We start from the raw sequence: 12,467 nt of genomic DNA, 5'->3' as shown, positions 1-12,467 counted from the left end.
AATCCGCATGAATGTTTATTCTGTTGTGCTGTAAAAACATCATCGCTTGAAGTGTGGTGTAAGACATAAAACTTTATGCATGGAGGGGGAATGAGAGAATGCTATGGTATTCAGTTTTTTATTCAATATGCAAAAGAAATATTATAAGTCAAAACCTTCTTTGATGTGATAATGAGTTTTGAGAATTTTAAAAAATATAAGTTTAATAAAAAAGCAGCACTTTGTGCTGCCCTTTTATTTAAGTTAAGATTAGCTTCTGCTTTAGAAACGATAACGTATCCCACCAGAAAAACTGGTGCCAGATACACCGGCTTTTTGCAGTTTTTGCCGATAGCTGATATCGGCGTTTAATACGATATTTTGCGAAAGATATGCATTTACCCCCATGCCTCCCTCAACTGAAGAGCCGGTAGGATCAACATGAAAGGTATCTGCAATTTTTATTGTTTTACCATCACCAAAAGCTCTGATAACATTCATTTTACCATAGAAGGAGACAGCCTTATTTTCTTCAACAGCCATGATAGTTTTTGTTAAACGTCCACCAATACGCACCAACCATTGACGCGGATTGCCCATATCTACTTTTAAGCCATCGGCATCTGAGAAGATATCAAACATGAGATTTTGATAAATGAATTGTGCTTGTGGTTCAAATACCAAACCTTTTGTGTTGGTTGCTAATTTCTGACCAATGGTTGCAGATATATTAAGCATCTCAGTACCATCCAATTTTGCGGCATTCCCAACAAGAGCTGTGGTAATATTTCCTTTTAACTTTCCGTAAGAAAGAAGTGTGTTTACATATATACCATTGCTATGTTGGATGCTGCTGTAAGCGCTAAGAGACCATTTATCAAGTGTTGTCTTTTCAGAATCTTGCATCTCTTTTGGCGTAAAGGCAAGTTTTCCGTATGTTCCTAAAAGACCAAAATGTGTGCTTATGTCTTTGCCTTCCAAGGCAGCTAATATGACACCTAGTTGTAAAGCAGTATAGTTTACATCAGCGCCATAACCATAATGCAGTGGATCGCGGTTGGAAGATAAGGTGACTTTCTCACCGTAGGAAGAGAAAAAGATACCATTCTTTTTATTGTCTTCTGCTCCAAAAACTGTTGTTCGCATATTGTCTAACAACGTGTTTTGATTGTTTACATCAGTAAATCCAGCAGAAAATAAAGTATTAGATATGGTTAAATAGTTTGCTACCTGTGGCAAAAGGGCTCGAACTTTTTTATCCTTATCAAGGTAGGCATTCTGTAAACGGAAATCCCAGAAACTACTGTTTTTACCAAAAAGATTTTGACTCTCATGAGATGTTCCAGGTTTATAGCCTGTGAGGACATACTTATAAGGTTGTTGCCCTATTGTCATATAGTTTCCTGCTAACGTGAAGGAATTTTCATTTGCTTGTCCGGAAACTTGAATGATTGAAATCCCATGTGTCCCTAAAGGAAGTGACGCCATATGTTCTTCCCAAACAGCAGAGCTATCGGTTATTTTTTTATCTGTTTCTTGCAGATTGATGTGAACAACAGTACTCCCTGAGACATCACCATTAATCACAATGCGATCGGTCTGTTGCTCCGTGATAGGAGAATGTTTATCCCATTGAGTATTTACATAAATTTCTGCAACACCTTTTGCACTGTAAACCGCTGTTGTATGAGCGATTCCATCTCTTTTCGGAAGATTAGGTCCTATAAACAGAGTTTGATAATGTCGCTCCATTGGCTTGTCGAACATAATGACACTGTCTGTAAGGCGCAATTCAGAAAGGTTCGAGTATGATTTTTTATCAACACCAAACCGTACATGATCATCTGAAACATTATCATTATTTACAGCGTTTTTACTCACCTTTAAAAGCCACTTTGTTCCCTCTTTTAGATCAAAAACTGTTCTATTATCTTTAGAAGTTCTTACCCTACCTTCTAAAGAAGAGTGGTCTGCAACCAGTGTAAGGGTGTTTGTGAAGGCATTTTCGTTCTTTGTATTTTTTAATAAAATATCAGCATGAATTTCTGATTTTTTAAGGTTGACTTCACCGTTTATGTCTGCTCCATAAAGGCTGATACCGCTACCATGTTCAACGAACAGCTTTGTATTCTCTAGGGTTACTTTATCGGCAATATTGGCACCATCTTGTTCTTGAACGGCATTGGTATTCCTTTCAGCATTGGGTGTATATTGTTTTCTAGGGGCATGATATTGATTATTGCGGAAAATAATACCGCTCGCTTCATAATTTCCCGTGACATGTACGCTTGAATCTTTCAGTTTGATTGTGCCTTCTGTATTTACCAAACCAACTGTTTCTGCTGTTGCAGTAATACCTGTAGCATCAATTTTTCCACCATCTGATACACTTAGTGCAACAAAACGCGCATCAACTGTTCCCCCTATCATGTTGACTTTTGAATTATTTCCCTCTGCATGTACGGCAAAACCATTGTCTTGAATTTTTTTGTTATGTAGCGTTATGGTCTTACCGTTTTTAGCCTCAACTCCAAGGCTTACATCCTCAATTTGTGTAGAATTTTCAGGTCGCTTTATTGGTGATATTGGTTTTTCAAGCTCTAATTTTTCAGATACTTTTTGTGCAGAGGCAGATCGTACGGGCACTGTTTTTATAGGTTTTGGCGGTACTTGTAATGCTGGTTTTCCAGTTTCTGATCTTAAAGATATTGGCTGTGCGAGTTCTGGTTCTTTAGGTGTTGGCGATAGCTCTGTTGCTGTTTTTGTAGATTCAGAGTTTGTAAGTGTTGGTTGTAAATTAGGTGAAGGTTGTGTCGCTTCTGGCTGTGAAGATACAGCAGAATTCGATAGTGTTTTTTCGCTGGAAGAATCTGTAGAAGAGGTGGAAACACCTGAACGTCTTCTCGATTTTGCTTCCATTCCTGTCGTTGAAGATTGTGTAAGAGGAGTGCTTTGTACAGTTGTATCGCTTATTGAATTTCTTCTACTTCGCGTTTGGGACACTACAGTATTTTTAGAAGTTACAGTACTTATAAAAGGAGTTGCAGTAGGTTCAACCGTTGTAGGAGGAGTAGTTATTGTTGTTGTACGTCTAGGAAGAGTCGGGTGGCTCCCTTCTTCAGCACTTAGTGGCGGAGAAGGGAGATCTATCGTAGGTTGTGCATTCGCATCATGAAGAGCATAAGACAAGCTGGTGGAAGAACAAAACAGAACTCCAGAAACTGTGTGTAGTAAAAGACTTTTTTTCATATGGATGTATTCCTAAATATTTCCCCCTCTCATAAAGATAAAACTTTGACCTCATTATGTTTCTTTTATAAGAGACAAAACGAAACATAATGAGGGTGCTTTATATTTCAAGATAGGGATACAAGTATTTTTAAAAGTGATAGCGCATTCCGGCGGCAATATTTATTGCAGATATGCCAGCTTTTTTAAATTTATGTTGATAGCTGAGATCACTATGAAGCTCGATATTTTGCGATAAGTGCGCCTGAATACCAAGACCACCTTCGATTAGAGAGCCCATAGCTGCAAGCGGAAAGTTGTTACTAAAAGTTTTGATCGCGTTTAGTTTGCCGTAGAAGGAAAGGGCATGGCCTTTGTTTTGCGTCAAACGTCCGCCAATACGGAGCAACCATTGATGAGGTTTGCTTATGTCTATTTTAGAATTATTGTCATCTGAAAAAGCGCTAAGCATGAGACGTTGATAAACAAGTTGTGCTTGCGGTTCGAGGATTACACCTTCTAAACTGGTTGACAGTTTTTGACCAACAGTTGCAGCGGCTCCTAATATTTTACTGTTCTTTACTTTTGAGGTATCTTTGATGAAAGCTGTGGTGTTATTTTCTTTGAAAATTCCATAAGAGAGAAATGCACTTGCATAGATGCCACTGTCATGTTGAATATTTCCATATGCGGTGAGTGACCATTTATCAAACATATTTTTTTGAAAGTTCTTCTTATTTTTAGGAGTAAAAGACAATTTCCCATATGTTCCGAAAAGACCAAAATTGCTGCTGATATTTTGATCTTTTAGCGCTATTAATGTCGCCCCTGCTTGCAATGCAGCATAGCGAATGTCTGCCTGAATACCATTTTGTTCTGTTTGAGCCCTAGAAGAAAAGGTGTTCTTATTGCCATAAGAGGATAAGAAAAGGCCTCTCTCTGGATCATCTTTGGGTTCAAACATTGTTATTTGCATATTGTCTAACAAGTTATTTTGATTGTTGACATCAGAAAACCCAACAGCAAACATTGCGATAGGCATGACTAAAGAGCTTTCTTTTTGTGGCGTAAGAATTGTTCTTTTTTCTGCCAAATCAAGAGAAGCAGAAGTTGCTGTTGCTTCATTATCTGTAAGTTTAGAGGTGCTCTCGGTATCAGCGGTAGCGGTTCTTTTAACTTTTGTGGGTAATTTCACATGAGCTTTTGTGGATGTGTTAAGAGTCGTTTTTTCTGCTTGCGTTGGTATGTTTATTAAATCAAGGGCATGGCGTGCTTGAGGGCTTAGACCAGAGGCAGTACTGGTAGATGTGAAGTTAAAAGAAGAAAAAAACAAAGCACAAGCGGCTGTACATAACAAAAGATTCTTATGCATAGAGATGTTCCTTAAGATATTTTCTTTTTTTGCTAAAAATGAACCACTTTTTGACACACTACGGTTTTTGTAATGTAGTAAAATATAAGCAGCACTGTTTTCATCTCAGCGCTGCTTACGCGTCAAAATAGAGAGCTAAGATTTCTAAAAGCGATAATGCATACCACCAGAAAAATTAATTCCAGAGATACCAGCTTTTTGAAGTTTATGTTGGTAATTAACGTCAGCATGAAGTGCGATGTTTTTAGAAAGCTGTGCGTTAATGCCAAGCCCACCTTCAAATGAAGAGCCCATAGAATCGAGATGGAAAGATTCAATAACATCGACAGTGCGCTTCTCACCAAAAGCTTTGATGACATTCAATTTACCATAAACAGAAAGAACACGATCTTTTTCAATGGGAAGCATTGTTTTCGTTAAACGCCCTCCAATACGGACCAACCATTGATGAGGGGGCTTTATATTAACTTGGAAGCCATCGATATCCGAAAGAGTGCCAAATACAATACGTTGATAAATAAGTTGTGCTTGTGGTTCAAAGGACACCCCTTCAACACCAGTTGCTAGTTTTTGTCCAACGGTAGCTGATATATTTAATGTATCCGTATTATTTAACTCTGTAGTGTTGCCGATAAGGGCTGTTGTAATATGTCCGTTTAAAATGCCGTAAGAGACAAGTGCATTAACATAGAGACCATTGTCATGGTGGAGGTTCCCATATGCCGTAAAGGACCATTTATCCAGTATGCTTTTGTCAGAACCTTCCATATCCTTTGGTGTAAAAGCAAGCTTTCCATATGTGCCTAAAAGACCAAGATTCGCAGTTATGTTTTGATTTTCTAACGTTACTAATGTCATGCCTGCTTGTATAGCAGCATAACGAACATCTGCACCATAACCATATTCCAATGGACTACGGCTGGAAGATAACGTCATCTTGTTGCCATAAGTTGATAAGAACCCCCCTTTCTTTTTATGACCTTCTAATCCAAAAACTGTTGAGTGCATATTATCTAACAGTGTATTTTGATTATTTATATCAGCCAAGCCAGAGGAAAATATTGCATTATGCATAACCAAATAGCTTGCCATTTGAGGAACAAGAGCTTTGATCTTTCCTTCATCATCAAGAGTCGCATTCTGCAAGCGGAAATCCCAGAAATCACCATTTTCTTCTAAGGGGGCTTGTCTGTTGGTTACTTTTTCAAGGGATGATACATTAGTATTTTGCGCGTTTTTCTGTTTTGATTCCTGTGATATTCCGCTTAAATGACTTTGTGCCTTATCGGCTTTCCCGTGGCTGGATGTTGGTCCATAGCCATTGAGTACGTATTTATAAGGTAAGCCTTCCATTGTGGTGTAGCCATGGGCAAGTTTGAAGGAATCTTCATTGGCTTGCCCAGAAACTTGAATGAGTGAGAGACCACGCGTATTCAAAGGAATAAAATCTTCTGCTTCTTCATTATTGAATGGTTTTGCAGAATTTGAAAGATTGTTGAAATAGACCGTTGTGGTGCCTGAGACATTACCATGAACGAGAACACGGTCAGTTTTTTGTTGTTCTTTTGTAAGGCCATTACTCCATTCAGTATTAAAATAAATCCTCGCGTTGCCCGATGCATTGTAAACTGTTGTTGCATCAGAGCTCCTGTTTTGCTCTGCTCTCGCAACTTCAGCTGTTGGTTGTTTTCCCACGTGCAAGGTTTGATAATGATTGTCTGCTAGTTTATGTGGTGCGTTAAATATGATAGAGCTATTATTAAGGTTTAAGACTGAAACGATTGATTGTGCACGTTTCTTAAGATCAAGGAGCTTATAATCAAATAGACTAAAACTATTTTCCAATTCAAATAGACTAATTTTTAAATGCCACTTGCTGTTATTGTTTAGGGTGAAAACTGTTGTATTTTGAGGAAGTGTTTTTGCTCTTCCTTCCATAATCGAATTATCAGCGTCTAATGTAAAAATAGTAGGTTGAATCTCGACGAATGGTGAGACTTCATTTTTTAATAACACATCAGAGCGAATTTCTGAGTTTTTAAGGTACACTGCGTTAGTTTTAGAATAATAAGGTCCGAAAATACCTACACCGTCGTTTACAAGAAGTTTTGTATTATTAAGAATTGCCTTGTTTACAACTTCTTCTCCTTCTTTTATTGTAGAGCTTAGAATATAACCAAAATTGATACCATAGACTTTGCTGTGGCCTATGACTCTTAATGTTGAATCTTCAATATGGATTATACCGTTTTTGAGTGACAAACCATGCTCTTCTGCCCTTCCTACAATTCCTTTGGCATTAATTTGACCACCTGACGTTGCAGAAAGCAAAGTAAAGCCTGAGTGCATTGTTGAGTTTGTAATGGTAATATGACCTTTTTTAGCAACCACGGCATCATACTTACCACGAACAAAAACATTATGAAGGCTCTTCTCTTCTCCATTAGCTACTTGGACCGTAGGAATCTCAAGAGGTTGTCTATTTGCATAAGTTGGAGCAAAATGAGAAAAAATGAAAGTTCCAGCAATTGTACATAACAAAAAATTTTTCTTATAAATATATTTCTTACACATAGATATGCCTTTAGTATTTGGTATGCTTTGATGCTTACTTCATTCCCCTGATGGCGCAAGTACCCAGTCAGTTTTTTATATCATTATGTTTTTATTGTAAATAACAAAACGAATATTAAATTTTGTTATTTATCGTTTTAAAATTGGTCTTATAAGAACTTTTAAAATAGAAAGCGCAATGCAGTGAAGATGGATTTCAGAAAACCTAGCTTGATAAGTATTTTTGTTTTAAAGTGCTAAGAACCAAAATATTTTGCAAGGATGTTTGTTTCTTAAGGCTGTTATTATGAAAACTCTAAAAGTTTTTAGAGAAGATTTGTTGCGCGCTTGCAAAAAGCTTTCAGATGGTTTTCTTGCATATAGAATTATTCACTATGAATTTTTTTGATGTAAAAAAACTAAAATATTTTGTATTTTTATCAATATATAACAGTTTTTATTGAATCTATTCGATTTTTATAAATCAAAAAGGCAGCTCTCTTGAGATTTCAATCGTCATTGAGAGATAAAGAATTTTATTGTATTTGGTTTGAATGAAATTAATCCTTTTAAGAAAGCTGTATAGAAAGAACCGTTATTAATGGTTCTTTCCGAAAGATTGCAAAAAAGCAGTACATTCGTACTGCTTTTTTTATTAAAAATGAATAGATTATCAGTTGTTTTTGCTTTTTCTTAGAACTGATAGCTTACTCCGCCTGAAAAGCTTGCTCCAGATATACCAGTTTTTTGAAGCTTATGTTGATAATTAACATCAGCGCGAAGTGTGATATGTTGTGACAATTGTGCATTTACACCAAGTCCACCTTCAACAGAAGCTCCCATAGAATCAAGGTGGAATGGTTCACCAATCTGTATTGTGCCATTGTTAGAAAAAGCTTTAACAATGTTTAGTTTACCATAGAAAGAAAGGGTAGAGTCTTGTTGGCTAGAAAGCGTTGTTTTCGTTAAACGTCCACCAACGCGCACCAACCATTGATGAGGATTGCCCATATTCACGTCAAAGCCATCGACATCTGAGAGTGTGCCAAGCATGAGATGTTGATAAACAAGTTGTGCTTGTGGTTCAAAGACCAATCCTTTCTTACTGGTTTCGAACTTTTGTCCAATGGTCGCCGATGCACTGAATGTATCAGCGTTTTTCAACTCTGCAGTATGTCCGATGAGAGCTGTGGTGATATTTCCTTTGAGCATTCCATAGGAGAAAAGTGCATGGATATATGTACCATTATTATGGCGCAGTCCACTATATGCAGCAATTGACCACTTGTCGAGTGTACTCTTGTCAGCACCTTCCATATCTTTTGGAGTGAAAGCTAATTTCCCATATGTCCCCAAAAGACCAAAACTGGTGGTCATGTTTTGATCTTCTAGAGCTGCTAATGTAATGCCTGCTTGTAAAGCAGCATAGTGAATATCGGCACCATAGCCATATTGTAATGGTGTACGGTGAGAGGATAATGTCATCTTATTGCCATAAGTTGAGAAAAAGATCCCTTTGTTTTTATGATCTTTTGTCTCAAAGCTTGTTTCTTGTATTGTGTTCAGCAAAGTATTTTGATTGTTTGCATCAGCCAGTCCAGCTGAGAATATTGCGTTAGGCATGGACAAATAGCTTGCCACTTGAGGAACGAGAGCTCTGATCTTTCCTTCATCATCAAGTGTTGCACTTTGCAAGCGGAAATCCCAGAAATTCTGATTTTTTCTCAAATGGTTTTGTATGCTTCCTACTTGCTCAGAACTTGGTGTTGATTCACCTTTTATATTATTCTCAATCCTTAAAACCACTCCACCTAATACAACGGGGGTCGTGTCGGTTTTTGAGCCCTTTTCTTGTGATTGCTGAGTTACTTCTCCTAAATGGCTCTGTGTACTCTCAGCTTTTCCAAGACGTGATGTTGGTCCATAGGCATTTAAGACATATTTATAAGGCAAACCGCCCATTGTGACATAGCCATTTGCTAGTTTGAAGGCATTTTCATCTGTTTTTCCAGATACTTGAATGAGCGACAGTCCACGCATATTCGCGGGAATAGAAGCTTCTTCTTTTGATGGCTCACCTTTTGAAAGGCTATTGAACCTAATTGTTGTGGTGCCTGATACATCCCCATGGACAAGAAGGCGATCCGTTTTTTGTTGTTCTCTTTCTAAACCATCACTCCATTCTGTATTGAAATAAAACCTTGCATTGCCTACTGCATTATAAACGGTTTTTATAGCGGAGCCCCTGTTTTCCTGTGGATTAGGAAGCGCAATTGTTCGTCCTACACTCAAGGTCTGATATTGCCCCTTTGCTAGCGCATGTGGCGGATTAAACACAATAGAGCTATTATTCAAGTTCAGTACTGAAACGGTAGATAGCGCTCGTTGTTTAATGTCATGCAGTGCATAATTAAATGAACCAAAATCACGATTTATGTCGTATTGACTTACATTTAAATACCATTTGCTATTGTTGTTTAAATTAAAAACAGTTGTATTTACTGCCAAGGTTCTTGCTCTTCCTTCCATAATCGAATTATCGGCAGTTAATACAAAAGTCACAGGATGAGGATCTGAATCTGTTTTCTTTTTTACATTGTTTTGTAATAATACATCAGAACGAATTTCTGAATTTCTAAGTTGAACCTCGGCAACAGACTTTGAAGATGATGGTCCTAAAATACCGACACCGTCTCTCACAAGAAGCTTTGTATTGTTAAGAATTGCCTTATTGATAACTTCTTCACCATCTTTCAGAAAATAATCTAAAATGCTATGAAAAATAATACCGGATTTTCTTTTGGTTTCTATGAATGAATCTTCAATGTTAATGATACCGTTTGAAATTGATAGACCAGTATACAAGGCATTGACTTTTACTTCTTTAGCATTAATACGTCCACCTTGTGATACAGCAAAAGCAAACGAAGCTGAATGTATTGTTGAATTCGTAATTGTGGCAATTGCCTTTTCAGAGGCGTGTACTGCGCTCAATCCATTGCGGATAAAAACGTTATTAAGAGTTTTTTCTTCTCCTTTCTCCAGCTTAAACTCACTAATAATTTCAGGAGGTTGTCTATTTGCATAAGTTGGAGCAAAATGAGAAAAAATGAAAGTTCCAGCAATTGTACATAACAAAAAATTTTTCTTATAAATATATTTCTTACACATAGATATGCCTTTAGTATTTGGTATGCTTTGATGCTTACTTCATTCCCCTGATGGCGCAAGTACCCAGTCAGTTTTTATATCATTATGTTTTTATTGTAAATAACAAAACAAATTATATTTATGGTGTTCTCTATGATTTTAAGTTTTTCTTAGAAAAAGCTTTTTTTATGATCATAAAAAGTCGGAAAAATGGATTTCAGAAAACTTAGCTTGGTTAAGTTTATGCTAAAAACACGATGAAGTATGATATTTAAAATTGTTTATTCAGGATAATCGTTATAAAAGCTCTATAGCGGTAAGATATATTATTTTATGCACTCACCAAAACGATCAGAAAATTTTCTCTGCTATAAGAAGAAGAGATGAGGGGGGGGGCTATTCATAGGCTTTCTTAAAAGAGACTTTTCCTTAAGGGTAGCAAAGCTTATTTTTCTAAGGACGCACAGCCCATTTCGCGACGGTGGTCATGAATGCTATAACGCCGAAACCATAGAGTCCTATCATCTTTACGCTTACGAAGGAGAAAGCCGATATCTTTACGCTTATTAGCCGATATCTTTACGCTTATTAAAAGAGCAAACCCATTACACACTTTGCTAGCTCCCAATGTTTATGACAAGTCCTTAGTTCTGGATACAATTCATTATAGAAGTTCTTAGGCTTTTCTTATATAACTTTGCTCCACACGCCAGCTCTGCTTGTAACGTACAAAAAAATTTTTAATTGATTTAACATGAAACAAGTTTGAAATAAGAAAATCCTACGATATTCGAGATTCTCATTTAATATGAAAAACAAATAATTATCTTTATACATCAATATACTGATCGGAATGAGAGGGATAAGCATTGTCAAAATGGTTTGCCTAAAAAACGGTACATGGAAATATCAATGAATCCTTATAGGTAGTGTTAAGCTCATGGATTGAAGAAACAGGAGGATACACATAGAAAAGGTATGAAGAGAGAATTTATTTTATCATTATCTTTTTCAATGGTGTTTTCTTTATATTGTCTAAAAATACACTTTGCTTAGCTTTATAGACAAATTCGATAATGAATAGCTGCGCAACCCATGTCAAGAGGAGGAAAAGCGTATTTAAGTGGAAAAGAAAATACTTCAGGAAAAAATGAATTTCATGTGCGAAAAGACAGCATACTTGGTGACATATTCTAGATAAAAATACCTTATATTTTTCTTGATAAAAATTGTTCAATATATTGATTTATAATGGTAATTTATCGTTATTTACATTGAATAAGATTCTCGAATACCGTAAGATTTTCTCATTTCAAAGCTGTTTATCTTGAATCAACTAAAACCACTCATTTGCACATAACAAGTGGGATGAGTGTGTGGATAAAAACTGTACAAGAAAAGACTAAAAATGTCTCTTATGAACCGTCTTAATGCAAGGTCTGTTGCCACATTGGGGGCGGGAAAATATAATGATGGTGCTGGCTTGCTCATTCATAAGCGTAAAGATGGGGATACTCAATGCCTTTACTGTTACAGCATTCATAGGCGCCTTTGCGAAATAGATTTTGGTGCTTTAAGAAACGCCTCTTAAAAAAAGCTCGTTGAATGTGCAATCCAATGGCGTTCTGTTTTACATGATGGTCGTGATCCCATTAAAGAATGAGAGAAACAAAAACGTGAGGCAATGTGTAATCTCCATTACTTAAAAGACATTGCCTTAGATGCTTTTGAAAGTCGTAAATCTGAATTAAGAAATGACGGTAAAGATGGAAACTGGTTTTCACCTTTAAAACTTTATATTCTCCCTAAATTAGGCTGTCGGCCTGTTTTATAGATTACATAAACAAGAAATATACAATACCCTCGCTTCCATCTGTCATACAAAAGCTGGAGCTGCTAATGCAGCACTGATACGTTTCAAGCTCTGTTTCAAACATGTTGCGGCGTTTGGTGTGGATATTGATTTTACAGGCAGTAGAAAAAGCAAGGGCTCTCTTAAGGAGGGGGGGTAAGTCTCATTAGGATTTATATAAAGCAAAAAAGGCAGCGCATTGTGCTGCCTTTTTTAAAATCGAATAGAATGAATAGGCTATTTTTACAGCCTTGATTTAAAACTGATAGCGTATTCCACCTGAAAAACTTGCACCACTTATACCCGTTTTCTGAAGCTTTTGTTGATAGCTTA

Annotated in this window: 5 protein-coding genes and 1 pseudogene; 1 reads left to right on the top strand and 5 read right to left on the bottom strand. The window is 36.7% G+C overall.

The window, feature by feature from the left end; genetic code table 11:
- Positions 1-261 precede the first annotated feature (261 nt).
- The 5 genes from ACFIK6_RS07310 to ACFIK6_RS07290 form a co-directional block, all read right to left on the bottom strand.
- The gene (locus ACFIK6_RS07310) at positions 262-3,228 is read right to left on the bottom strand and encodes an autotransporter outer membrane beta-barrel domain-containing protein (protein WP_375677505.1); all 2,967 of its coding nucleotides are present in this window, start codon (positions 3,226-3,228) and stop codon (positions 262-264) included.
- Positions 3,229-3,358: 130 nt separating this feature from the next.
- On the bottom strand, positions 3,359-4,579 hold the full coding sequence (locus tag ACFIK6_RS07305) for an autotransporter outer membrane beta-barrel domain-containing protein (RefSeq protein WP_375657008.1): 1,221 nt from the start codon (positions 4,577-4,579) through the stop codon (positions 3,359-3,361).
- Between the two features lie 144 nt (positions 4,580-4,723).
- The gene (locus ACFIK6_RS07300; RefSeq protein WP_375642208.1) at positions 4,724-7,153 is read right to left on the bottom strand and encodes an autotransporter outer membrane beta-barrel domain-containing protein; all 2,430 of its coding nucleotides are present in this window, start codon (positions 7,151-7,153) and stop codon (positions 4,724-4,726) included.
- Positions 7,154-7,825: 672 nt separating this feature from the next.
- The gene (locus tag ACFIK6_RS07295) at positions 7,826-10,303 is read right to left on the bottom strand and encodes an autotransporter outer membrane beta-barrel domain-containing protein (RefSeq protein ID WP_375642207.1); all 2,478 of its coding nucleotides are present in this window, start codon (positions 10,301-10,303) and stop codon (positions 7,826-7,828) included.
- A gap of 424 nt (positions 10,304-10,727) precedes the next feature.
- A complete protein-coding gene (locus tag ACFIK6_RS07290; RefSeq protein ID WP_375642206.1) occupies positions 10,728-10,895 on the bottom strand; it encodes a DUF4102 domain-containing protein in 168 nt (55 codons plus the stop codon).
- Between the two features lie 795 nt (positions 10,896-11,690).
- Between ACFIK6_RS07290 and ACFIK6_RS07285 the strand changes: the two are divergent.
- Positions 11,691-12,280: pseudogene (locus tag ACFIK6_RS07285) on the top strand (integrase); the annotation flags it as partial.
- Between the last annotated feature and the right edge of the window lie 187 nt (positions 12,281-12,467).

Origin of the sequence: Bartonella sp. AS69XJJH (assembly GCF_042195585.1) — a bacterium.
GTDB lineage: Bacteria > Pseudomonadota > Alphaproteobacteria > Rhizobiales > Rhizobiaceae > Bartonella.
This window is presented reverse-complemented; position numbering and strand designations above follow the sequence as displayed.